The 21,451-nt window shown below is 72.9% G+C and carries 26 protein-coding genes; 6 read left to right on the plus strand and 20 right to left on the minus strand.

Translation table 11 applies throughout. The annotated features are described in order from the left end of the window. Positions 1-132: 132 nt before the first annotated feature. The gene (locus Q0116_RS14145; RefSeq protein WP_297889733.1) at positions 133-717 is read left to right on the plus strand and encodes a hypothetical protein; all 585 of its coding nucleotides are present in this window, start codon (positions 133-135) and stop codon (positions 715-717) included. 33 nt (positions 718-750) lie between these two features. Here the strand turns inward: Q0116_RS14145 and Q0116_RS14150 are convergent, their stop codons facing one another. From Q0116_RS14150 to Q0116_RS14170, 5 genes are read right to left on the minus strand one after another with little or no spacing between them, the layout of a single operon-like run. Continuing rightward, positions 751-1,389 (minus strand): GTP-dependent dephospho-CoA kinase family protein, encoded by a 639-nt coding sequence (locus Q0116_RS14150; protein ID WP_297889736.1) that lies wholly within the window; start codon positions 1,387-1,389, stop codon positions 751-753. A gap of 25 nt (positions 1,390-1,414) precedes the next feature. After that, on the minus strand, positions 1,415-1,612 hold the full coding sequence (gene spt4 / locus Q0116_RS14155; RefSeq protein ID WP_006114409.1) for a transcription elongation factor subunit Spt4: 198 nt from the start codon (positions 1,610-1,612) through the stop codon (positions 1,415-1,417). Further along, positions 1,612-2,187, minus strand: coding sequence for a DNA-directed RNA polymerase (locus Q0116_RS14160; RefSeq protein WP_006114408.1), 576 nt, complete (start codon positions 2,185-2,187; stop codon positions 1,612-1,614). The genes spt4 and Q0116_RS14160 overlap by 1 nt, the downstream gene beginning before the upstream one ends. A 21-nt stretch (positions 2,188-2,208) precedes the next feature. After that, positions 2,209-2,670: a DUF188 domain-containing protein gene (locus Q0116_RS14165; protein WP_297889740.1), complete on the minus strand. Its 462-nt coding sequence runs from the start codon at positions 2,668-2,670 to the stop codon at positions 2,209-2,211. 1 nt (position 2,671) lies between these two features. Continuing rightward, positions 2,672-3,916: a translation initiation factor IF-2 subunit gamma gene (locus Q0116_RS14170; RefSeq protein ID WP_297889742.1), complete on the minus strand. Its 1,245-nt coding sequence runs from the start codon at positions 3,914-3,916 to the stop codon at positions 2,672-2,674. A gap of 182 nt (positions 3,917-4,098) precedes the next feature. Between Q0116_RS14170 and Q0116_RS14175 the strand changes: the two genes are divergently transcribed. Then, the gene (locus Q0116_RS14175) at positions 4,099-4,611 is read left to right on the plus strand and encodes a DUF5810 domain-containing protein (RefSeq protein ID WP_297889745.1); all 513 of its coding nucleotides are present in this window, start codon (positions 4,099-4,101) and stop codon (positions 4,609-4,611) included. A 37-nt stretch (positions 4,612-4,648) separates the two neighbouring features. Beyond that, positions 4,649-5,086: a DUF5809 family protein gene (locus Q0116_RS14180; RefSeq protein ID WP_297889748.1), complete on the plus strand. Its 438-nt coding sequence runs from the start codon at positions 4,649-4,651 to the stop codon at positions 5,084-5,086. A 104-nt stretch (positions 5,087-5,190) separates the two neighbouring features. Here Q0116_RS14180 and Q0116_RS14185 read toward each other — a convergent pair whose 3' ends face one another. The 11 genes from Q0116_RS14185 to Q0116_RS14235 form a co-directional block, all read right to left on the minus strand. After that, positions 5,191-5,457 (minus strand): elongation factor 1-beta, encoded by a 267-nt coding sequence (locus Q0116_RS14185; RefSeq protein WP_297889751.1) that lies wholly within the window; start codon positions 5,455-5,457, stop codon positions 5,191-5,193. A 1-nt stretch (position 5,458) separates the two neighbouring features. Beyond that, entirely contained in the window at positions 5,459-5,638 is a 180-nt protein-coding gene (locus tag Q0116_RS14190) for an HVO_2753 family zinc finger protein (RefSeq protein ID WP_006114402.1), read from the minus strand. 143 nt (positions 5,639-5,781) lie between these two features. Further along, positions 5,782-7,017: a tripartite tricarboxylate transporter permease gene (locus Q0116_RS14195; RefSeq protein WP_297889754.1), complete on the minus strand. Its 1,236-nt coding sequence runs from the start codon at positions 7,015-7,017 to the stop codon at positions 5,782-5,784. 129 nt (positions 7,018-7,146) lie between these two features. Beyond that, the gene (locus Q0116_RS14200) at positions 7,147-7,341 is read right to left on the minus strand and encodes a 30S ribosomal protein S17e (RefSeq protein ID WP_008441200.1); all 195 of its coding nucleotides are present in this window, start codon (positions 7,339-7,341) and stop codon (positions 7,147-7,149) included. Between the two features lie 100 nt (positions 7,342-7,441). After that, positions 7,442-8,098, minus strand: a complete 657-nt coding sequence (locus Q0116_RS14205) for a DUF447 domain-containing protein (RefSeq protein WP_297889758.1) — start codon at positions 8,096-8,098, stop codon at positions 7,442-7,444. After that, on the minus strand, positions 8,095-9,042 hold the full coding sequence (locus Q0116_RS14210; RefSeq protein WP_297889802.1) for a triphosphoribosyl-dephospho-CoA synthase: 948 nt from the start codon (positions 9,040-9,042) through the stop codon (positions 8,095-8,097). The genes Q0116_RS14205 and Q0116_RS14210 overlap by 4 nt, the downstream gene beginning before the upstream one ends. 89 nt (positions 9,043-9,131) lie before the next feature. Beyond that, positions 9,132-9,959 (minus strand): dihydropyrimidine dehydrogenase, encoded by an 828-nt coding sequence (locus tag Q0116_RS14215; protein ID WP_297889761.1) that lies wholly within the window; start codon positions 9,957-9,959, stop codon positions 9,132-9,134. Next, positions 9,956-10,993 (minus strand): 2-phospho-L-lactate transferase, encoded by a 1,038-nt coding sequence (cofD, locus tag Q0116_RS14220; RefSeq protein ID WP_297889762.1) that lies wholly within the window; start codon positions 10,991-10,993, stop codon positions 9,956-9,958. Before cofD ends, Q0116_RS14215 begins: the two co-directional genes overlap by 4 nt. A gap of 129 nt (positions 10,994-11,122) precedes the next feature. Continuing rightward, complete coding sequence (icd, locus tag Q0116_RS14225) at positions 11,123-12,385, minus strand: isocitrate dehydrogenase (NADP(+)) (RefSeq protein WP_297889765.1); 1,263 nt, start codon at positions 12,383-12,385, stop codon at positions 11,123-11,125. A 123-nt stretch (positions 12,386-12,508) separates the two neighbouring features. After that, complete coding sequence (locus Q0116_RS14230) at positions 12,509-13,483, minus strand: glycosyltransferase (protein ID WP_297889767.1); 975 nt, start codon at positions 13,481-13,483, stop codon at positions 12,509-12,511. A gap of 89 nt (positions 13,484-13,572) precedes the next feature. Continuing rightward, entirely contained in the window at positions 13,573-15,108 is a 1,536-nt protein-coding gene (locus tag Q0116_RS14235) for an HTTM domain-containing protein (RefSeq protein WP_297889769.1), read from the minus strand. Positions 15,109-15,194: 86 nt separating this feature from the next. Here Q0116_RS14235 and Q0116_RS14240 point away from each other — a divergent pair, with 86 nt between their 5' ends. Then, entirely contained in the window at positions 15,195-16,088 is an 894-nt protein-coding gene (locus Q0116_RS14240) for an isoaspartyl peptidase/L-asparaginase (protein ID WP_297889770.1), read from the plus strand. 50 nt (positions 16,089-16,138) lie between these two features. Here the strand turns inward: Q0116_RS14240 and Q0116_RS14245 are convergent, their stop codons facing one another. The 3 genes from Q0116_RS14245 to Q0116_RS14255 form a co-directional block, all read right to left on the minus strand. Beyond that, positions 16,139-17,605, minus strand: a complete 1,467-nt coding sequence (locus Q0116_RS14245) for an MATE family efflux transporter (protein ID WP_297889774.1) — start codon at positions 17,603-17,605, stop codon at positions 16,139-16,141. Beyond that, positions 17,602-18,192: a TetR/AcrR family transcriptional regulator gene (locus Q0116_RS14250; protein ID WP_297889777.1), complete on the minus strand. Its 591-nt coding sequence runs from the start codon at positions 18,190-18,192 to the stop codon at positions 17,602-17,604. The genes Q0116_RS14245 and Q0116_RS14250 overlap by 4 nt, the downstream gene beginning before the upstream one ends. 140 nt (positions 18,193-18,332) lie before the next feature. Continuing rightward, entirely contained in the window at positions 18,333-18,746 is a 414-nt protein-coding gene (locus tag Q0116_RS14255; RefSeq protein ID WP_006114390.1) for an Lrp/AsnC family transcriptional regulator, read from the minus strand. A 96-nt stretch (positions 18,747-18,842) separates the two neighbouring features. Between Q0116_RS14255 and carA the strand changes: the two genes are divergently transcribed. Next, the gene (gene carA / locus Q0116_RS14260; RefSeq protein ID WP_297889782.1) at positions 18,843-19,910 is read left to right on the plus strand and encodes a glutamine-hydrolyzing carbamoyl-phosphate synthase small subunit; all 1,068 of its coding nucleotides are present in this window, start codon (positions 18,843-18,845) and stop codon (positions 19,908-19,910) included. 167 nt (positions 19,911-20,077) lie between these two features. Then, a complete protein-coding gene (surE, locus tag Q0116_RS14265) occupies positions 20,078-20,947 on the plus strand; it encodes a 5'/3'-nucleotidase SurE (RefSeq protein WP_297889785.1) in 870 nt (289 codons plus the stop codon). 30 nt (positions 20,948-20,977) lie between these two features. On the opposite strand, the gene Q0116_RS14270 is transcribed toward surE, so the two are convergent. Then, entirely contained in the window at positions 20,978-21,214 is a 237-nt protein-coding gene (locus Q0116_RS14270) for a hypothetical protein (protein WP_297889787.1), read from the minus strand. Positions 21,215-21,451 lie beyond the last annotated feature (237 nt).

Below are 21,451 nucleotides of genomic sequence, written 5' to 3' on the forward strand. Positions count from 1 at the left end.
ATCCCCTCGAAAGCTGTAAAAGGATTTCGAAGCGGGGGTGTCGCCGCCGAACTCCGTGACGACCGCCGAGGAGCCACACTGTTCGGCGTCAGGGTTTCGGTCCTCCGGCCCGTGGGTTCCGTTACCACGCGGATGTCAGACGACACGCGATTCGACCCCACCGACCGGTCCCGATACGAACTCGCTCGAGCGGCGAACATCGTGGTCCCGCTCCCCCCGATCCGGAAGGCCCGGATCTGCGGGACGCTGGCGCTCCTCGGCGCGTTAGCCGGCCCGCTCGTCGCGACTCTCCCCCCGGCCGTCCGCGAGGCGAACTTCGCCGGACCGCCGCTCGGCGCCAACCTCGGCGTCGTGGCGGTCGTGTTGGCGGGGACGGTCGCGGCCGGCGGGGCGGGCCTCGGACTCGTCGCGCTCCAGCGCCGGATCGCGCGCGGTCCCGAGCCCAGCGACGATCAGGTCTGGACGTTCCTCGCCCTCGAAGACGCGCTGACCGGGGTCGGTTTCGTCACCGGCGGACTCGGCGTCGGCGTCGGCTTGGTCCTGCTGGCGAGCGGCCACTGGGGGGTCGAGGCCCTCGAATCGCTCCGACGCAACGGCGTCGAGCCGTACCTCTCTATCGGGGCGATCCCGACGACGCCCCTGCTGGCGACGGCGGTCGGACTGGTCGTCGGTCTCGGGGTCCTCGCGGCGACCGTCGTCGCGGTCGACGGCGAGTAATGCCGGTCGCGAGCCGCGTCGCTCCGCCGGCCGTCACTCCGGATCCGTCGGGTCCGCCCCGTTCGGGCCACTGTCGTCGCTCTCACTCGGCTCGACGCCGAGCGCGTCGTAGGCGGCCGCGGTGTCGCCAGCCAATCCCCCGAACAGCTCCCGGGCCCGCCGCCGGGCCTCGGGCGTGACCGCGACGCGGACCATCCCCTCGCCGGGCTGCCCGTAGACGACGGTCGACCCGAGCGGGGCCGCGAGCATCGCCGGCAGCGCGGCGAGGTCCTCCTCGCCGGTCACTTCGATCGTCACCGGTTCGGTCGCCGCGAGCGCCTCCGCAAGCGCGTCGAGTAGCGCCGCCGACAGCGCCGCGGCCGGGTTCTCGACCGCGATCCGTCGCTCCGCCGTCGCCGCGAGCGCGGTCTCGATCTCTTCGCGGACCGCCTCGCGCTCCGTCTTCCCGTCGACCAGCGCCACGTCCGGGACGCGGCCGGCCTCCCTGAGGTGGTAGGTGACCACGTCCCCGACCGCGATCAGCCGCGGGGACCCCTCGTCCGAGGATCCGCCCCGCTCGCGGGTCTCGTCGGCGGCTTCCAACAGCGCCTCGGCGTCGGTCGTCACCGGTCCCAGCGGTTCCTTGAAGGCGTCGCGCAGCGATTCGGGGAGGGTGAGAAGCGGGTCGGTCATCCTCGTCGGGCGTCGGCGCGGGCGGCTATCGGACCTTGAGCGCGTACGCGCCCGCCTCGGAGACGTTCATCTCCTCGGCGATGTCGCTGTCCTCGGGCTTGGTGATGATGACGTAGCCCGCCCAGTCCTCGGTCAGCGACGACGACCCGCAGAGCGCGCAGGTCTGAGCGTCCGGGTCGTTGACGTGGTGGCACTCCCGGCACGCCAGGCGGTCCTCGGCCATCAGTCGGCCTCCTCACCGGTCTGTTCGCGGTGTTTCCGCTGCCCTTCGAGCCAGTCGTGCTTCCCGAGGCCGGGCTGTTTCGCCGTGAGCCCGATCTTCGAGTCTCGGGGGTTGCGCTCGTCGATGCTCTTGGTGACGACGCGGACGCGGACGGCGTCGTCGACGCCGAGCGTCTTGTCGGAGTCCGACGAGGCGAGCTGCTGGTTCGCGCCGTCGAACGTGAGGTACTCGTCGGTGATCTGCGAGACGTGGAGCAGCCCGTCCACCGGGCCGATCCCGACGAAGGCGCCGAACTCGACCGTCTCGACGACGGTGCCGTCGGCGACCTCCTGCATGTCGGGGTCGTAGGTGAGCGCGTCGAACTCCGCCTCGTAGTAGACGCCGGGGCGGTTGTGTAACACCGCCCCCTCGCCGATGTCGTGAACCTCGATGACGCTCACGACGCTGCCGACGTCCTCGTCCATCCGTCCTTCCAGCTTGTCTTGGAGCAGGGCCTTCACCCGCTCGTCGGTGACGTCCGCCAGGTGCTTCGGCGGGACCTCGACCGTGTCCTTGAGTCGAACTCGTTTGTACATGTTGTTGGTTGTCCGCGGCCGCTAGGGTTCCGTTATCGCCAGTGTGTTCCGACCCCTTAAACCGATTACTGGTACGTCCGCCGCCAGCACCCGGTTCGCGAGGGGTCCGTCGTTGGTGACGACGGCGTCGACCCGGCCGGCCGCGGCCAGGGCGACGAGCGCGTCGTCGGCGTACGATTCGTCCGTCTCCACCGTCTCCGCCCGCTCGGCGAGGTCCGCGCCGACGCTCGCCGCGGTCGCCTCCGCGCCGTTCCCGCGCTGGAGCCCGTCGAGCTCCCCGCGTACCGCCGCCGGCACGACGGTCTCGTACCCGCCGAGGAGCCGGTCCAACTCCTCGAACAGCCGCAGGTCCGCCTCGACCGGCGCCATCAGCGCGCTCGCGTCGAGCGCGACGACGGGAACGCCGCCTCCCCCGAGCCCCGCCGCGCGGTCGCCGTCCGCGGGCGTCGCGTCGGGACCGTCCGCGGGGGCGTCGTCGGCCACGTTACGTGAGCGTCCCGACGCCGATGAGCCGCCAGCGCGCGCCGACGCGCCGGTTGATCGCGATCTGCGCGCCCTCCTCGGCGCAGACGGGCCGCTTGAGGCTCACCTCGCACTCCCCGTCGCGCGCGCTCGTCACCGCGCCGACCGTCGTCGCGGTGCCGACCGTGAGCATCAGGGGCTCGCCGGTGCTGATCTCTTCGATGTCGCTCTCGCCGCTCTCGTCGTCCTCCTTGCCGACGACGCGCTCCAGCAGGTCGACCTCCATCTCGAACTCCTCGCGCGTCGGCGGGAGCGTCCCCGGTTCGCCGGCGACCTGGCCGGCGAGGGCGTCGCCCTTCGTCAGGCTCGGGTCGAGCCCGGTGCCGACGCCGAGCAGGCCGCCCGGGTGGGCGGTGTCGACGTCGCGGTTGCCCGCCTGGAGCGACCGGACGGTCGTCTCGAGTGGGCGCCACTCCGTCTGCCCCTCCTCGTCGACCTCGCGGCCCGGCCGGATCTCCAGCCCGTCGCCGACCGACAGCTCGCCGCTGACGAGCGAGCCGCCGACGACGCCGCCCTTGAGGTCCTCGGCGGTCGCGCCGGGACGGTTGATGTCGAACGAGCGGGCCGCGTACATCCGGGCGCCCTCGCCCGGGTCGCGGTCCGGCGTCGGGATCTCGGACTCGATCGCGTCGATGAGCAAGTCGAGGTTGACCTCCTGTTGGGCCGAGACGGGGACGATCGGCGCGTCCTCCGCGACGGTCCCCTCGACGAACTCCTGGATCTGCTCGTAGTTGTCGACGGCGCGGTCGCGGCCGACCAGATCGACCTTGTTCTGTGCGATGACGATGTTCTCGATCCCGATGAGATCGAGCGCCATCAGGTGCTCTTCCGTCTGGGCCTGCGGGACGTCCTCGGTCGCGCTCACGACCAGGACCGCCCCGTCCATGATCGACGCGCCCGAGAGCATCGTCGCCATCAGCGTCTCGTGGCCCGGGGCGTCGACGAACGACACCGTTCGAATCGGCTCGCTGTCGGAGCCGTCCTCGCACTCCTCGTCGACGGTGTAACACTCGGGCTCGTCGACGCCGGGGCAGCGCCGGAACGTCGCGTCCGCGTACCCCAGCCGAATCGAGATGCCGCGTTTCATCTCCTCGCTGTGCTGGTCGGTCCACGAGCCGGACAACGCCTGTACCAGCGTCGTCTTCCCGTGGTCGACGTGACCGACGAGACCGATGTTCACCTCCGGTTGTGTGTTGGCTTCAGTCACTGTTGGACCTCCTAACGGAGTAGTCTTATGCGAATTTCGCCCCGTGCGAGTGATAAAGTTGCTGTTATAGTGGCGTCAGCGCGCGCGACGACCCCGGCCGAGGCCGCGAGCGGTCGCCGCTCGGCGCGGGGCGCTCCACCTTCGACGCGGCTTTACGGCTCACCCGCCAACTCCCCACTGACATGGGATACGCGTGCCCCGTCTGCGACACCCCGCAGCGCGACGGCGAACACCTCGCGCACCACCTCGCGTTCACGGCGATGCTCCACGGCGGCGACCACGAGGCGTGGCTCGACGAGCGCGTCGCCGACTGGAGCGAGCGGGAGCCCGCGGGGCTCGCGGCCGAAGTGACGCCGCACGCCGACGACGCGGAGTACGAGGAGGTGTTCGAGGACACCGTGCCCCGCGGTCGCCCGGACGTCGGGATGGGATCGGGCGGCGACGCGGGGGCGTCAGATCACGGCCACGGTCACGACCACGGGGCCGGCCGCGACCGCGGCGTCGACCCGGCCGCGTCCCGCGACGCCGGCGTCCCCGACCCCGAATCGGTCGACGACCCGACCGTCGCCGAGGCCCTCCGCGAGGCGCGCGAGCTGACCCGGCAGGGCGCCGCGGACGAGGACGAAGCCTCCGCGGCCAACGTGTCGGACGAAGATGGCGACGCCGCGACCGACGAGACCGACCGCGACGCGTAGCGGAACGCCCTTGCCCGCCCCCGGCCAAGCGGGGCACATGGAGACCAGAGGCACCTTCGCCCCGGAGACGCGCGCCGACGCGCTCGAACGCTACGAGGAGGTCGGCCCGGTCGCGCAGGTCGTCGTCCGCGAGGCGACGAAGGCGATGTCGTTCGGCGCCGACGAGTACGACGAGCGCGTCACCCCCGAGGTGATCCGGACGGCCCGCGACGCGACGTTCGCCGAGCTGCTCGCGGTCCACGTCGGCGAGGGCGACGAGTTCGACGCGTGGCTCGCCGATAGCGAGTTCGACGAGGACGCCGTCGTCCGCATCGGCTCCGACGACGTCGACAACGTCGTCTGGCACCCGGTCCCGTTCGCCGACACCGTGATCGCGGCGACGTACCAGGACGAGCCGGACGCGGCGGCCAGCACCCTCCGGCGCAACGCCTTCGGGCGCGTCTACCGCGAGGAGTTCTACGAGTCGGGGCGGTAGATCGATCGACCGCCGCGACCGCTCCGGCGGTCGCTCTCTGAAGACGCGAAACCGGAAAATCCGGACCGCCGACGCCGCCCGTCAGCCGGGCGGCGGATGCCTCCTTACAGGCGGCCGACGTTCTCGACGTTGACCGACTCGACGTCGTCGACCTGCGAGAACGACTCCTCGACGGCCTCCGTGCCGCCCGCGCCGTCGGGGACGATGACGGTCGGCAGGAGCGCGACCAGCCCGAACGCGACGTCGTCGCGCTCGAACCCGCGGATCTTCGCGCCCTCGGGGAGCGCCTCCTCGAGGCGGTCCTGGAGCTCGTCGAGGTCGACCTCGGGGCTGTTCGGCATGACCTTGATCTTGGCGGCGACGTCGCCCATCTTACGGCCCCCGGAACCCGCAGTCGTGGCACTCGTAGAGGTTGCTCTGCTTCCGGCACTTCGAGCACCGGTAGATCGTGGCGCCGCAGTCCGGACAGGAGAACTGTGCGGCGTTCATGCCGGACACCTGAATCCCACAGGAGACGCACTGCGGGGTCGCTTGAGAGTCGCTCTGGCTCATACACGTACCTACCGGCGGCGACTTTTAACCGTTGTTCTTTTCGCCGGAACGGGTCGTGCGGGCCGGTACCGTGCCGCTCGTCGCCCGGAACCCGAGCGCCTCGTCCGCTCGCGGCGGGCGGGCGGAGCCGCCAGAATCGCGGCTCACCCGACGATCAGCGGGCCGATCAGCACGCCCATCAGGTGGACGCGTCGCGCGCCGACCCGCGGCGGCACGAGGCCCAACGCGCCGGCGACGAGGAGGACGCCGACGCCGTAGGGGCCGGCGAACGCGTACGAGAGCAGCGCGAGGAGCGCCAGGACTCCGATCGAGAGCCGGGTGTAGTCGGCGTTCCCGACCACCCGGAGGTACGGGTCGCCGACGCGGACGACGAGGGCGAAGCCGAAGCACGCGGCGGTCGCCGCCGCGACGAGCAGCGTCGGCAGCGCGAACGGGACGCCGGCCCTGTCTATCGCGACCGTCACGCCCGTCCGCGGCGTTCCGAGCGCGACCAGCGCGAACAGCGCGAATATCGTGTTCGCCGTGTTCGCGCCGCTCGTCGCGACGACGAACCCGCGGTCGGCGGACTCGCGCGGCACCGCGGGCATCGCGGCGACGGCGGCGATGGCGGCCGACACGCCCGGCACGTACCCGACCACCGCGCCGGCGAGCGACCCGGCGGTGGCGCTCGTCCCGAGGTCGCGCGCCCGCATCGCGACCCGGGCGTCGGCCTGCGGCGGCACGCCGTCGCCGCCGAGCGCCTCGACGAGGACCGGCACCCCGAACAGCCCGGCGAACAGCGGCGCGAGGACGCCCCCGGTCGACAGCGGTGCCGCGGGGTCCGCGTCGAGCGTCGCGAGCCCGAGCGCGGCGCTCGCGAGGACGGCGAACAGCCCCCCGAGCGCGGCCCGCCGGGACGACTCGGTGAGGACGAGCAGCGCGACGACGCCGCCGAGCAACAGTGGCAGGTGCGCCCGGATCGCCGGGTACCACCGCGTCATCAGCCACGTGATCGGGACCGCAAGCGGCACCGCGAGCGCGACCGCCAGCCCGGAGCCGACCGCCGAGAGGCGGACCGCCTCCCGGCCGCGGCCCGCGATCACCAACCGGTGTCCCGGGAGGGCGGCGACCGCGGTCGCGGCGTCGGGCACGCCGAGCGCGAGCGCGGGGACGATGTCGAGGAAGGAGTGGACCACGCCCGCGCCGAGCATCGCGACGCCGACGAACAGCGGGTCGGCCGGCACCGACGGGGCGAACCCGGCCAAGAGTAGCGCGAAGTTGTTGGCATGGAGCCCGGGGACGAGTCCGCTCGCGGTCCCGAGGGCGACGCCGCCGAGCAGGAACGCGAGCGCGCCCGCCGCGAACGTCGGGTCGACCACCGGCCGGACGAGCGCGTCCATCGAGTCGGGGTGGCCGCGGCTTCGGGGATAAACCTCCGGACCCGGAGCTCGCGACGGGATCGTCCGCAGCGCCGACGGGAGCCGCGGCTCGCCGTCGCGCGAACGAGCCGTCAGAGAAATCGAACCCGCTTACGCGTGCTGTGCCGCCTGCGACTTCTTCTGCGTGACGTAGCCGGCGATCCGGTTGCGGACGCCCTTCGACTCGACGGTCGTCAGCGCCGTGACGCTCTCCTTGTTCGTCTCGAAGTCCGTGTTGAACGAGTCGGGGTACTGCTCTAAGAGGAGGTTCCCGAGCTGCTTGATGTACTTGGGTTTGATGGCCATACCGAGCGATACCGGCGGCCCGAACTAAAAGGGTTCGTTCCGCCGCGAGCGGCCGCGAACCGGAGACGCGGCGGATCTCCGTCGGTCGCGTCCGCGTCCGTCACGGCTCGTCCGCGCGCTCCCGCCACCCGGTGGCCTCGTCGATCCGGGCGAACGCCTCCCGCTCGGCCGGGCCGCCGCAGCGCTCCACCACGTCGGCGAAGTAGCGCAGCCGGTCGAGCAGTTCCCCGGTGTCGAACGCCGGCACGTCGAGCCGCGAGGCGGCCACCGTGGCGTCGACGACCGCGCCGAACCCGCGGTTCACCGTCGGCACCCGCTCGCTCACCACCGCCGACTCGACCGGCTCCAGCTCCCACGTCCGGATCGTGGTGTCCCCCTCAGTCTCGGCCGAAACCGCCTCGGCGCGCACCTCGACCCACGCGTCGGCGCTCGGGAGCACCGGGTCGTCTTCCTCCCGGACCGTCAGCGCCGCGTCGACGAACGTCCGCGGGTCGACGGTGAACTGGACCACGCCGCCCCCGCGCTCGGCGAAGTTCCGCCACGTGCGAGTGCGGCCGTACGTCCGCGCGGTGACCGCCCCGTTCGGGTCGCCCGGCGCGTGAATCCCCAGCGCGGCGACGTTCCACCGGTCGTTCGGCCCGAGCGTCGCGACGACCGACTCGGTGACTCCCCGGAGCGGCACCGGCCAGCCGTCGGGCGCGACGCCCGCCGGGTCGGTCCGCTCCTCGGTCTCGCTTCCGGGCCGGTCCGCGGTCACGGAGCCACCTCCGCGCCGCGCCGCAGCGCGACGAACAGCGCCGCGCAGGTGAGGTCGGCGGTCGTGCCGGGGTTGATCCCCTCGTCGACGAACGACTCCGCCAGCGACTCCGCCGCGCCGAGGTCGGCGGCGTGGACGCTTTCTGCGTCGACCGCGCCGACTTCGCCGACCGGCCCGGTCGGATCGCTTCCGTCCGGCGCCAGGACCGCCCTCGCCCGTTCGCTCGCTTCGCGGGCCGTCTCGACTCCCCGCGTCGACGCGACGAGCGTGTCGGGCTCCGCGGCGAGCAGCCCGAGGAACGCCCGCGCGGCCCGGTCCGCGAGCGGCCCCTCGTCGGTCAGGATCCACTCGGCCGCGCGGAACGTCCGCGGGAACCCCCCGGTCCACTCGGCGGCGTTGCGGTCGGGGACTCGGTCCGGATCCCCGCCGCCGTCCGGACCGGTCGGTTCCGCGGACAGCGCCAACACGTCTCGCAGCGTCGCCCCGCGCTCGCGGAGGGCCGGCTCGGCGGCGCTCCCCCGGCGCACGTCGAGGTCGGCCGCGCCCTCCGGGGGGTCGTCGACCGCGACGTCGACGGCCTCGAACGCCCGGTAGAACGCGACGGCGTCGTCGACGGTCGTCGCCCGACACACCGCGTCGACGCCGGTCGGCGAGAGGTCCCGCTCGGGGTCCGCGGCCACCCGAACCAGCGGGACGAGGAGGAGCAGACAGCCGAACTGCGTGTTCGTACCGGCGCGCGCGGCCATCCCCTCGACCGCCCGCTCGAACGCGCCGCCGACGCCGGAGTGGCCGTCAGCTTCCGCCTCTCCCGCCGCTCCGGCCGCCAGTTCGAGCCCCGGCCGCGCGCCGACGGCCCCGCCGAGGAACGCCTCGAACCGCAGGTCCTCGAGGTCCCGTCGGCGGTCCACGTTCCCGGGCTTCGGCGTGCCGGCGACCTCCAGCAGGAGGGCGAGCGTCGCGTCGTCGACGGGGTCCGTCGCCCCACCTTCCGCCGCTGGCGTCGTCGCGTTCCCCGCCGGCGGCTCGTCGCCGCTCACGGCCGCACCTCCGGTTCCGAGCCCGCTTCGCCGGCGCGTCGCCGCAGCGTGCCCGCCCGCCACTCCGCGACCGCGTCCGCGACGCGCGCGAGGACCGGCGGGTCCTCCGTCGGCCGCCCCACGCTCACCGCGTCGGCCCCGTGGGCCGCGTACTCGGCGACGGTCTCGCGGCCGCGGACGCCGTTGTTGGCGACGACCGTCAGGTCGGCGAGCGCGCCACCGTCGCCGCCCCCCGCCGCGTCGTCGACCGCCGCCGCGAGGTCGGCGACCACCGCCTCAGAGTCCATCGCGTCGACGTGGAGCCAGTCTGCGCCGGCCGCCGCGACGGTCTCCGCGACGGCCCGCAGGTCGACGCCGGGCACCTCGGCGCGGACCTTCACGCTCGTCGTCGCGCCAGTCCCGCTCGCGGCGGCGACGGACCGCGCGAGCCGGTCCGCGTCGGCCAGCAGCGACTCGCCGCAGCCCACCGCGCGCAGCTCCGACTGCCGGCAGTGGGCGTTGACCTCGCAGACCGCGCCGCGGTCGGCGCAGATCCGCGCGACGTCCCGGATCGGCCCCGCGGTCGCGCTCCGGACGTTGACGCCGGGTCGGACCGGCGCGTCGGCGAGCGCGTCGAGCTGGGCGGCGACGAACGCGAGCGGGTCGGCCGGGAGGAACTCCGATCGCCCGCGCGCGACGAGGTCTCGCGCGGCCGCCCGGCTCGCCGGGTCGAGCGCCACGCCTCCGAGGAGCGCCGCGTCGACGTGTTCGGCCGCGGCCCGGGCCCACTCGGCGTCGGCGGCCCCGCTGAGGCTCGCGGCGACGAGGAACGGCTCCCGGGTCACTCCGCCCCCTCCCGCGGCGGCCCCGCGTCCGGCGCCTCTGCCTCGACGGCTTCCAGCGCCCGTTCGCAGGCCCGGGCGACGCGCTCGGCGTCGTCCGCGTCGTCGATCCGCGTGTCGGTGCGCTCGACGTGCCGGTCCAGCGCGGTCGGGTCCGCGTCGTCGAGAACGAACGCGTCCGCGAACGGGTACGCCGCCGCCACGCCCGCGGTCGAGGGCTCGCGGCCGACGCCCGCCATCAGGTCCGCGGCCGGGCCGGAGAACACCTCGTCGCCGACGAACGGCGAGACGGCGACCACGGGCGTCTCCCGGAGCGCCCGCTCGAAGCCGGGGAGCGCCAGCATCGGGCCGAGGCTCGTCACGGGGTTCGATGGCCCGATCACGACCGGCTCGGCGAGCGCGTCCAGCACCGCGTCGGTCGGCTCCGCGTCCGCCGCGCCCCGGAACTCCACGTCGGCGACCGCCGGCTCGCCGCGGCGCGCGACCCAGTACTCCTGGAAGTGGAGCGTCTCGCCGGCCTCGGTGTGGACCAGCGTCGCGACCGGGTCGTCGGACATCGGGAGGAGGTCGACCTCGAGGTCGAACGCCGCCGCGAGGACCCGGATCGCCTCGGTGAGCGTCTTCCCCTCGTCGAGCAGGCTCGTGCGCGTGAGGTGGACCGCCCGGTCGCGGTCGCCGATCTCCATGAACTCCCCGACCGCCGAGAACCGCCGCCACCGGGCGATCTCGCGGCCCGCGGTCTGGGCGTCGTCGCCGAGGTATCGGGGCGCCGTTCCGAGCCCGACCTCCTCGGCGAGCCGCCGCAGCTCCGCGTGCGTCGCGGTCGTGTCGCCGTCGATCCCCCACCACGTCTCGCGGTCGAGGACGCCGCCGCCCGCGAACAGCACCGTGTCGACGTCCGGGCAGACGAGGTGGCCGCCGAGCTCGACGTCGTCGCCCGTGTTGGCGACGACCGCGGTCTCGGACGGCTCGAACACCCGGGCCGCGCCGTCGAGGAGTTTCGGCGTGCCCGTCCCCCCGGCGAGGAAGGTTACCATACCGGCGCAAGGCGACGCCCGGATTTGTATCCTCGCCTCCGCGGGCGACGCCGACGGCGGACCGGTCGCTCGTCGGGGGTCAGAAAAAGCGAGAGAGAAATCGTCGACCGCGACGGGAGGTGTCGTGAGTTACGCCAGCTCGTCGATCTTCTCGACGACGGCGTCGGCGAACTCGCTCGTCGCGAGCTTCTCGCCGCCCTCGATCTGCCGGTGGAGGTCGTAGGTGACCTTGCCGGAGGCGATCGTCTCCTCGACGGCGTCGCGCACGAGGTCCGCGGCGTCGCTCCAGCCGAGGTAATCGAGCATCTCGCGGCCCGAGAGGATCATCGCGGTGGGGTTCACCTTGTCCTCGCCCGCGTACTTGGGCGCGGAGCCGTGGACCGGCTCGGCGAGACAGCGGCCGTGACCGCGGTTGATGCCGGGCGCGATGCCGAGGCCGCCGATCTGCGCGCCGGCGGCGTCGGACATGTAGTCGCCGTTGAGGTTCATCGTCGCGATGACCGAGTACTCGTCGGTGCGGGTCAGCAGCTGCTGGAGCATGTTGTCCGCGATGCGGTCCTTGACGACGAGGGTGCCCTCGGGCTGCTCGCCGTCGTGCTCCTCCCAGAGCTGGTCCTCGGTGATGACGTCGTCGCCGTACTCCTCCTCGGCGACCTCGTAGCCCCAGTCGCGGAACGCGCCCTCGGTGAACTTCATGATGTTCCCCTTGTGGACGAGCGTGACCGAGTCGCGGTCGTTCGCGAGCGCGTAGTCGACGGCCTCGCGGATGAGGCGCTTGGAGCCGAACTCGGAGATGGGCTTGACGCCGATACCGACCGGACCGTCGTGGATGACGTCCGCGATGCCCATGTCGTCCTCGAGGAAGTCGCGTACCTGCTCCGCGCCCTCACTACCGGCCTCCCACTCGACGCCGGCGTAGACGTCCTCGGTGTTCTCGCGGAACGTGACCATGTCCATCTCCCCGGGGCTCTTGACCGGGGACGGGACGCCCTCGAGGTGGTAGGTGGGGCGGACGTTCGCGAACAGGTCGAGCGTCTTGCGGAGGGCGACGTTCAGCGAGCGGAAGCCGGCGCCGACGGGGGTCGTCAGCGGGCCCTTGATCGCGACGCGGTGGTCGCGGATGGCCGAGACGGTGTCCTCCGGAAGGTTCTCGTCGTACTTCTCGCGGGCGCTGGCGCCCGCGTAGACGCGCATCCACGAGATGGAGCGGCCCGTCGCCTCCGCGGCGGCGTCGAGCACCTGCTGCGCGGCCGGTCCGACGTCGGTGCCGATCCCGTCGCCGTGAATGATCGGGATGATGGGGTTCGACGGCACGTTCAGCTCGCCGGTCTCCTCGTCGGCGAGCGTGATCGCTTCGCCGTCGTCGGGGACGTCGACTTTATCGTAGCTCATGAACGTTCGAGGATTTCCGTGGCCCCCTAAAGTGGTTGCCGTTTTCGGCGTGAGCGTCGCGCTCGCAGCCTTTGCCGGTTCTCGCCCCGGGCGCGCTTGGCGTCTCCCCGCGGCGCCCCGCGGTCAGACCCGCTCGACCTCGACGTCGAGCAGCGACCGCCAGCGGTAGCGCCGGCCGCCCCAGACGAAGGTCCGGCGGGCGAGCGCGTACGCCATCAGCGGCGGGGCGATCAGCACGCCCGGCGCGGCGAGCAGGAACGTCGCCCGGCGGACCCCGAACCGGGCGTACGCGGCCCCCGCGAGGGCGGTGACGAGGGCCACCCCCGCGACGGGCGCAAACAGGCAGAGGGCCGCCATCGCGACGCCGAGACAGACGTTGAACGCGGTCGCCGCGGGCTCGTGGTACCGCGTGATCGTCAGGAAGCGGACGAACCGCTCCAGCGAGCCCCGCAGCGACCCCCCGGCCCGGACGTACCGGGTCCGGTCGACCGACGAGACGTCGACGCGGTCGGTGAGCGTCCCGTCGTCGCTGACCGTCCGCCGGAGGTCCCGGCGGAACGCCGCCTCCCCGCCGCGGAGGTCGTCGCGCTCGAAGATCACGGCCCCGCCCCACGCGACGCCGGCCGCGGCCACCGCGAGCGTCCCGCCGATCACGTACGCGGGCTCGAACAGGCGCGCCAGCGGGTCGAGCCCGACGAACACCGGCACCTCCGTGGTGGGTCCCTGCCGGTCGTAGTCGGCGTCGAGCGCCGCCAGCCAGTCGGGCGGGTGGCGAAAGTCGTCGTCCGTCCAGGCGATCCGCTCGTTCGCGGCCGCCTCCATCCCGGCGGCGACGGCGTTCGCCTTCCCCGAACACCCCTCCGGCTCGCCGGCGATCACGATCCGGGTTCGGGCCGGTAGGCCCCCGCGCCGGTCCGCAACCGGGTCGTCCGGCGAGTCGCAGATCACGAGCAGTTCGTCGGTCTCCCCCGCCCCGCCGCCGAACGCCTCGGGGCCGCGGAGCTGTCCGGCCACCTCGTCGCAGGCGTCGGTCCAGCGGACGGTCGGCAGGAGGACCGAGACCGGCGTCGCGGACGCGGGCGGTTCCGAAGCGGTCACGGGGCACGTATCGGGCGAGCCGGAGATAAACGCTCGCGATCGACTCCGGCGGCCCCGCTCGCGAACCCGGACGCCGCCCGCGCCCCCGCTCACGACCCCCGACACGAGCGCGTCCCGAGTCCGGCGACTCGCGTCTCTCCGCTCGCGACGTCGACGTCGACGGTCGACACCGTGACGGACCGGATCGGGCGGGCCTCGTCGTCAGCGAACCCCGCCGCGCGGTCGCAGAGGTGTCCGAGTACCGGCTCGACCCGGTCCGGGTCGGGGTCCGCCGCGAGCAGCGTCAGGAACTTGCGCCAGCGTGCGGTGGGGTACGCGCGGGCGTCCGACGGCGGGCGATCGAGCGCGACGCGGTCGCCGTACAGGGCGTCGATCCGGCCGCCGTCGGCGGTCGTCGCGGTCGCCGCGACGAGCGCGTCGGTCGACGGCGGATTCGGCGCGAACATGTCCCAGCCGCCCTCCGTCGGGTCGGCAACCGACGCGACCGGCTCCGGCGTCTCGACGAGCCCGAGCGCCATCCCGTTCCACGCGACGAGCGCGACGAGGAGGACCGCGGCGACGACCGGAACCGCGCCGGCGACGCGCTCGCGGACGGCTCCGAGCGCCTCCTCGCCGTTCGACGTGCTCGCGGGCGCGACCCGACGGGCGGCGAGGGTCCGGAGTCGGTCGCTCGCCGCCGCGCCGCCCCCCGGAGCGCGCGAGTCGATCGCGCGCTCGACCCGGTCCCAGACGAACGGGGGGAAGACGGGGAGCAGCGCGGTCGCGGAGACGAGCGAGAAGACGCCGATCTGGAGCGTGAACGCCATCGAGAGGTGCGCCGCGAGGAGCGTCCCCGCGAGCGCCGCCCGGACCCGCCCCCCGGCCGCGACGAGCAGCGGCGAGGCGGCGACCAGCGCGAGCCAGCCGTACGTGGCCGCCGAGAGCAGCGCCGGCCACTCGGGGACGAGGCCGCCGAGCGGGCCGTGGAGGTAGGTGAGCCGGAAGACGCGCCCGACCGCCTCGCCGGCGGGCCACGCGGTCCCGCGGAGCTTCACGACCGCGTTCGAGAGGTACACCACGACGACGAGCGTCAGGAGGAGCGCCGTGGCGGGACCGGCGACGCGGTCGGCCGCGGCGTCCCCCGTCGAATCCGCTGCGTCCGCGGCTCGACGCCGGACCGCGTCCACCGACCAGCGCGCGCCGAGCGGGCACAGCAGTCCGGCGCCGAGCAGCTGGAGGAGGAGCGTGTCGCCGGCGTTGAGGACGAAGGGGTTCCGCGCCTGAAGCGACGCGAGCAGGACCAGCGAGACCGCGGCCGCGACGCGCGTCCGGTAGCCGACCGCGAGCGCGACGGCGGCGAGCGCGGCGGCGACGAACAGCGCCGCGACGGCCCGCGGCCCGCCGGCGAGGGCGTGAAGCGAGAGCCGCGCGGCGAGGGGGTACGCCGCCGACAGCGCCGCTCGCGGGAGGACCCAGGTGTCCGCGTAGAAGGCGACGAGGTTCCGGGCGCGGAGCGCGAGGTCGACGAGGAGGACGACGCCGAGCGCGACGCGGAACGCGGCCAGCGCGCGCGGGTCGACCCCGACGCGGCGGCGGAGCGCGGCGCGGAGGCGCGGAGCGGGGCCGGCGGGCTCGGCGGTCGTCACGGTGCTACGGAGTCGCCCAGCGGCGGGAATAGGTCTTGCGGCGCCGCCTCCCGGGCGCTTATGTGGCCCCCGCGGGTGTCTCCGGTATGCGAGTCATCGTCCACGGCGGGGCCGGCGGGGCCCCGGACGAGCCGGAGCCCAGACAGGCGGTCCTCGACGAGGCGGCCGCGCGCGGCGCCGACGCCGCGACCCCGCTCGACGCGGTGGAGGCCGCGGTCGGCGTCCTCGAGTCGGACCGCCGGTTCAACGCGGGCGTCGGCGGCGCGGTCCAGTCAGACGGCGTCGTCCGCACCGACGCCGGCGTGATGACGTCCGACCGCGCGGTCGGCGCCGCGTGCTCGATGCCCGGCGTCGAACACGCGGCGAGCGTCGCCCGGGTCGTCTGCGAGGAGACGCCGCACGTCTTCGTCTCCGGGGACCACGCGGTCGACCTCGCGGCGGAGTTCGGCGTCGAGACGGGCGTCGACCTCCTCACCGACGAGACGCGCGAGCGCTACGACGCGGAGGACCCGCCGCGGGGCGGCCCGCGCGAGCACCTCGACTGGCTCGCCTCGCGCTTCGGCTCCGGCGACGATCAGGCGGGTGGAGGGTCGAAGGACAAAGCGCCCGACCACGACACGGTCGGCGCGGTCGCGACCGACGGCGAGTCGTTCGCCGCGGTGACCTCCACGGGCGGTCGGTCGTTCGCGCTCGCCGGGCGCGTCGGCGACGTGCCGCAGGTCGGGTCCGGCTTCTTCTGTACCGAGGCCGGCGGCGCGAGCGCGACGGGAGCGGGCGAGGACATCGCGCGCGTCACGCTCTCGCGGCGCGCCGTCGACTTCCTCGACGACGGCCTCGACGCGCAGGCCGCGGCGGACCGGGCGATAGCCGAGTTCGAGGCGGTCACTGGGTCCGGCGCTGGCGTGATCGTCCTCGGCGACGAGACCGCGGGGAGCGCGTTCAACACGGAGGGGATGCAGACGAGCGTCGCGCAGGAGTAGCCGCCCGCGAGACCCGGCGCGAGGGGGCGACGAACATCGGCCGACCGCGCTCAATCGTCTCCGACGGTGGGCTCCGCCTCGTCCGGCTCGGGGCCGCTCGGACTCGACGTGCCGCGCACGTCGCCGTCGCGCCAGGTGCCGCGCCGGAACCACAGCCACGCGACGACCGCTCCGATGACGTTCGAGGCGAAGAACGCGATCCAGATGCCCCGGACGTCGGGCTGTCCGAGGAACCACAGGTCAGTCGGGAGGACGCCCCGCGAGGCCACGTACGAAACGGGCAGCCGGACGACGGCGAGCGCGGTGATGGAGACGGCGGCGGCGATCATCGTCTTCCCGGCCCCGCGGAAGCCGCCGGTGAACGCCCGTTGGATCCCGATGAAGCCGAACGACAGCGCGACGTACCGCAGGAACTGCGCGCCGACGTCGAGCACGGCCCGGTCGTCGGTGAACACCGAGACGATCGGCGTCGGGACGAAGAAGATGGCGACGCCGACGACGCCGAGGACCGCGAACAGCCCCTTCGCGGCGACGTAGTTCGCCTCCTGTGCGCGGTCGTACTTCCCGGCCCCGACGTTCTGGCCGGTCATCGTCTCGACGCCGCGCGCGACGGCGATCGCGGGCAGGAAGATGACGGAGAACACGCGCGTGCCGATGCCGAAGGCGGCGACGACCGACGTCGAGAACAGCCCCACCACGATCAGCAGGGCGTTGATCGAGAGCGCCCGCCCGGTCCCCTCGATCGACGCCGGCACGCCGATCCGGAGGATCTTCCGGAGGTACTGGAGGTCGGGCCGCATGTCGGCGAGGTTGATCTGGATCCCCCGCGAGCCCGACAGCATGATGTAGAGGCCGACGAACATCGCCAGCGCCCGCGAGAAGATCGTGGCGATGGCGGCCCCCTGGATGCCCAGCTCCGGGAACGCGACCGGGCCGACCGCCCAGCCGTTGATCAGGAACGGGTCGAGGACCACGTTGACGACGACCGTCCCGAACATGACGAGCATCGGCGTGATGGTGTCGCCGGCGCCCCGCATCAGCGAGATGAACACGAAGAAGCCGAACATGAACGGCAGCCCCAGCGCGACCACCTGCATGTACGCCGTCGCGCCGGGGAGGACCTCGGGGGAGGCGCCGAGGAACGCGAGGAAGTCCCCGACGAACGGGTAGCCGATCGCCCCGAAGACGACCGAGGCGATGATCGCGAACGAGACCGTCTGCGAGGCCGCGTACTCCGCCTTCTCCGTCTCCTCGGCGCCCGTGTGCTGGGCGACGAGGACGCTCCCGGCGACCGAGAGCCCCAGCCCGAGCGAGATGAGGAGGAACACCATCGGGAACGCGAAGGAGATGGCGGCCAGCGCCTCCGTCGAGTACTGGCCGAGCCAGAACGTGTCCGCCAGGTTGTAGGCGGTCTGCATCAGGTTCGTCACGACGATCGGGAGCGAGAGGTACAGGAGCGGCTTGACGATGCCGCCCTCCGTCAGGTTGAGCTCCTCTTGGCCCTTGAAGAAGCTCACGCGGCTCCCTCCGACTCCGGCCGCCAGCCGAGCTGCCGCTCCAGCGCGTTCTCGAGCACCCGGCGCGTCTCGTCGAGCGGTTCGCCGAGCGCCACGTGCCGCGCGTGCGCCCCGTTGATCGTCGTCGCGACGAGCCTGGCGACCTCCTCCGGGTCGGCCTCGGCGAAGTGCCCCTCGTCGATACCGTCGGCGACGATCTCCCCGACGACCTCGCGCACGACGCCGTCGAGTTCGCGGAATCGCTCCCGGAAGAGCTCCTGGAACGGCGCCTGGGCCTTCAGCTCCATCATCGCCACGGGGAAGCCGTCGGCGTCGGGGTTCGACGGCGTGAACGCCCGGTCGAGGAACGCCGCGAGCCGCTCCCGCGGGTCGGTCGGCTCGAACGTGAGCTCCGACTCGAACCGCTCGGTCAGGTCGTCGAGGAACGCGTCCAGCAGCTCCGCCTTCGTGTCGAAGTGGTAGTGGATCGCCGCGGTCGTCATCGACGCCTCGTCGGCGATCTTCTGTACGGTGAGGCCGGCGTACCCGTGTTCACAGAGCACCGAGTTCGTCGCGTCGATGATCTCGGATTTCGTCTCCGATCCCATTACTTCTCCCCACTTACTAACTAGTTAGTAAAGGGCCTTCTGATCGGTCGGTAAGCGGGTCGATCGCCGCGGCCGACCGTGCGCCCGGAGCCGCTCGCACACCGTCCGAAAATCGGTCGCGACCGCCCGTCTCCTCCGGCTCAGCCCAGCCGCTCGTCGAGGATGAGCCGCGTCTTCGTCGACTTGACCTCGTCCATCTCGCGGGCCTGCGTGATCAGTTCGTTGACCGCGCGCGTGTCGACCGCGTCGACGACGAGGACGACGTCCTCTTCGCCCGACACCTGCCAGACGAAGTCGACCTCCTCCCACTCCACCATCCGCTGGCCGACCGCGTCGGTGTTGACGTTCATCTCCACCGAGATCTCGATCATCGCCTTCACGTTGCCGGTGCGGGTCGTAACGGTGAACCGCTCGATCACGCCCTCGTCTGTCATCCGGTCGACGCGGTTGCGCACGGTCCCCTCGGAGGTCCCCACCCGGTCCGCGATCTCCGTGTACGGGGTCCGCGCGTCCCGTCGCAGGATCGAGAGGATCCGTCGGTCGAGGTCGTCCATACCGATCCGTCTCGGTCCGCCGCCTTACCCGTTACGAATATCGTAACGAACCTTCGAACGACGCATTTATTACCCTTTGCGCGTACGTTTCTCGTAATGTCGGACGCCTACATCGCGCTGGCCGACGGTCGCGTGCTCGAAGCGCGCGCTCGTGCGCCGGGGCGGACCCGCGGCGAACTGGTGTTCACGACCGCGTACACCGGCTACGAGGAGTCGCTCACTGACCCCTCCTACGCCGAGCAGATCCTCACCTTCTCGTACCCCCTCATCGGGAACTACGGCGTCCGAACCGAGCGATTCGAGTCCGAGTCGGTCCAGCCCCGCGCGGCGGTCGCCCGCGAGCTGACCGACGACGTCGCCGACTGGCTCGCCGAGGGAGACGTCCCGGCGGTCGACCACGTCGACACCCGCGAGATCGTCACCACCGTCCGCGAGGAGGGCGCGATGGCCTGCGGGATCGCCGCCGGACCGGACGCGACCGCCGAGGACGCCGTCGAAGAGATGGAGGCGTGCAAGCCCATGAGCGACCACGTCGACATCGGCGCGCAGGTATCGGTCGCGGAGCCGACCGTCCACGAGAGCGCCGACGGCGTCGGCGTCGACGTCGCGCTGCTCGACTGCGGCGCGAAGGGCTCGATCATCTCCTCGCTCACCGAGCGCGGCGCGGACGTCCACGTCCTCCCGTACGACGCGACTGCCGAGGACGTGGCCGCCGTCGACCCCGACGTGCTCTTCGTCTCGAACGGCCCGGGCGACCCGGAGAACTTCGTCGCCGCGCAGGACGTGGTCGACGAGTTCGCGGGGGAGCTCCCCCTCGCGGGGATCTGCCTCGGCCAGCAGGTGATCACGAGCGCGCTCGGCGGCTCGACGGAGAAGATGGCGTTCGGCCACCGCGGCGTCAACCAGCCGGTGAAGGACCTCCGCACCGACAAAGTCGTGATGACCACCCAGAACCACGGCTACACGGTCGACGACACCGGCCCGCTGGAGGTGACGCAGGTGAACGTCAACGACGACACCGTCGAGGGGCTCGACAGCGAGGAGCTCGACGTGATCACCCGCCAGTACCACCCCGAGGCGAACCCCGGCCCGCACGACTCGCTCGGCTTCTTCGACGAGGTGCTCGACCTGGCGACCTCGTCGCGTCGAGTGGCGGCCGACTGACCCGGCGTCCAACGGTCCCCGCTCTCCCGCTTCCTCCAACTGACCACTCGGAGTACCACCCGGCCGGCGTCCGCGACGCTCGGCCCCCGCTCGCCTCTCCGTCCCCGTCCGGCCTTCCCTCGTTCCGTACCGGCGACGTTTTCTCCCGTCACCTCGCACCGTGAGGCATGACAACCGAGATCCTGCTCACCAACGACGACGGGATCGACGCCGTCGGGCTCCGGGCGCTCGCGGACACGCTCTCCCGCGACCACGACGTGACCGTCGTCGCGCCCGCGACGAACCAGTCCGGCGTCGGCGGCGCGCGCTCGTGGTGGGAGACGACCGTCGACTACACCGAGACGGACCGCGGCTACGCGGTGGAGGGGACCCCGGCTGACTGCGTCGCGGTCGCCGACGTGGCGCTCGGGCTCGACCCCGACGTGGTCGTCTCCGGCTGTAACCACGGCCCGAACATCGGCGCGCACATCCTCGGGCAGTCCGGCACGGTCGGGGCCGCGATGGAGGCCTCGTTCCTCGGGACGCCCGCCATCGCCGTCTCGCTGTACGACCGCGGGAACCTCCCCGTGCCGCCGACGCTCGACAACGGCGACTTCGCGGTCGCCGGCGAGGTCGTCGCCGACCTCCTCGGTCGGACGGACGACGGGCGGCTCCCCTTCGGCGCGGACGTGCTGAACGTCAACGTCCCGGCCGCGGACGACGAGTCGGCGGCCGACCCCACCTATCGGCTGACCGAACCGGCCCGCGGCTTCGACGTGATCGAGTTCCGGCCGGGCGAGGAGGGACCGGACGACGAGAACGTCCCCGAGGGATGGGAGTTCGGCGAGCGCCGCGGCGAGATGGGGATGGAACTCCGCGATCGGTTCTGGCGGGAGTTCCTGCGCGGCGACGTCCCGGACGACCCGGGCTCGGACCGACGCGCCGCGGTGGAGGGCGAAGTGAGCATCTCGCCGCTGTCGAGCTCCCGCGCCGTCGCGGGCGACCGGGCGGGCGAGCGCGTCGAGTCGGCCCGGGGCGCGGAGACCGGCGCCGACTAGCGGCTCTTCGCAGGGGACCGACCGATCGACTCAGCGGCGACGGGATCGCACCTGGCTGCCGGCGAACTCCCCCGCGAGCCGGCCGAGGTACCACACGACCACGAGGCCGAGACAGAACCCGGCCCCGGCCGCGGCCAGCAGCTCGACCGGCGACGGGTCCAACTGGAGGGCGATAAGCGGCGGCGAGGCCGTGACGATGGCGACCAGGACGAGCTTGACCTTCCGGTTCCCGGCGTCCCGCTCCGCCTCGGAGATGGGTCCTACCACCGCGACCCCCCCGACTCTCTCTCGATAACCGCCGCCGCGTCGCTCATACCCGCTCCACGCTCCCGGCGACTATCAAGGCGACGAACCGAACTCGTTCGCTCGGGAGCGACGACGCGACCCTGTGACGATAGATCGGACTACTCCGACCCGGGAGTTGAAAAGCGTCTCGACCGTTCACGGCCCTCTCGGGCCGATATCGCCGTGAACGGTCTGGGCCGTTTAAGCCCGTCCGACCGT

It is taken from the genome of uncultured Halorubrum sp. (assembly GCF_937146585.1).
GTDB lineage: Archaea > Halobacteriota > Halobacteria > Halobacteriales > Haloferacaceae > Halorubrum > Halorubrum miltondacostae.

What these genes read in the sequence shown, in the direction of transcription:
- Q0116_RS14145 (WP_297889733.1), top strand. Translation starts at nt 133, where the DNA reads ATGTCAGACGACACGCGATTCGACCCCACCGACCGGTCCCGATACGAA.
- Q0116_RS14150 (WP_297889736.1), bottom strand. Translation starts at nt 1,389, where the DNA reads ATGACCGACCCGCTTCTCACCCTCCCCGAATCGCTGCGCGACGCCTTC.
- spt4 (WP_006114409.1), bottom strand. Translation starts at nt 1,612, where the DNA reads ATGGCCGAGGACCGCCTGGCGTGCCGGGAGTGCCACCACGTCAACGAC.
- Q0116_RS14160 (WP_006114408.1), bottom strand. Translation starts at nt 2,187, where the DNA reads ATGTACAAACGAGTTCGACTCAAGGACACGGTCGAGGTCCCGCCGAAG.
- Q0116_RS14175 (WP_297889745.1), top strand. Translation starts at nt 4,099, where the DNA reads ATGGGATACGCGTGCCCCGTCTGCGACACCCCGCAGCGCGACGGCGAA.
- Q0116_RS14180 (WP_297889748.1), top strand. Translation starts at nt 4,649, where the DNA reads ATGGAGACCAGAGGCACCTTCGCCCCGGAGACGCGCGCCGACGCGCTC.
- Q0116_RS14185 (WP_297889751.1), bottom strand. Translation starts at nt 5,457, where the DNA reads ATGGGCGACGTCGCCGCCAAGATCAAGGTCATGCCGAACAGCCCCGAG.
- Q0116_RS14190 (WP_006114402.1), bottom strand. Translation starts at nt 5,638, where the DNA reads ATGAGCCAGAGCGACTCTCAAGCGACCCCGCAGTGCGTCTCCTGTGGG.
- Q0116_RS14195 (WP_297889754.1), bottom strand. Translation starts at nt 7,017, where the DNA reads ATGGACGCGCTCGTCCGGCCGGTGGTCGACCCGACGTTCGCGGCGGGC.
- Q0116_RS14200 (WP_008441200.1), bottom strand. Translation starts at nt 7,341, where the DNA reads ATGGCCATCAAACCCAAGTACATCAAGCAGCTCGGGAACCTCCTCTTA.
- cofD (WP_297889762.1), bottom strand. Translation starts at nt 10,993, where the DNA reads ATGGTAACCTTCCTCGCCGGGGGGACGGGCACGCCGAAACTCCTCGAC.
- icd (WP_297889765.1), bottom strand. Translation starts at nt 12,385, where the DNA reads ATGAGCTACGATAAAGTCGACGTCCCCGACGACGGCGAAGCGATCACG.
- Q0116_RS14240 (WP_297889770.1), top strand. Translation starts at nt 15,195, where the DNA reads ATGCGAGTCATCGTCCACGGCGGGGCCGGCGGGGCCCCGGACGAGCCG.
- Q0116_RS14250 (WP_297889777.1), bottom strand. Translation starts at nt 18,192, where the DNA reads ATGGGATCGGAGACGAAATCCGAGATCATCGACGCGACGAACTCGGTG.
- Q0116_RS14255 (WP_006114390.1), bottom strand. Translation starts at nt 18,746, where the DNA reads ATGGACGACCTCGACCGACGGATCCTCTCGATCCTGCGACGGGACGCG.
- carA (WP_297889782.1), top strand. Translation starts at nt 18,843, where the DNA reads ATGTCGGACGCCTACATCGCGCTGGCCGACGGTCGCGTGCTCGAAGCG.
- surE (WP_297889785.1), top strand. Translation starts at nt 20,078, where the DNA reads ATGACAACCGAGATCCTGCTCACCAACGACGACGGGATCGACGCCGTC.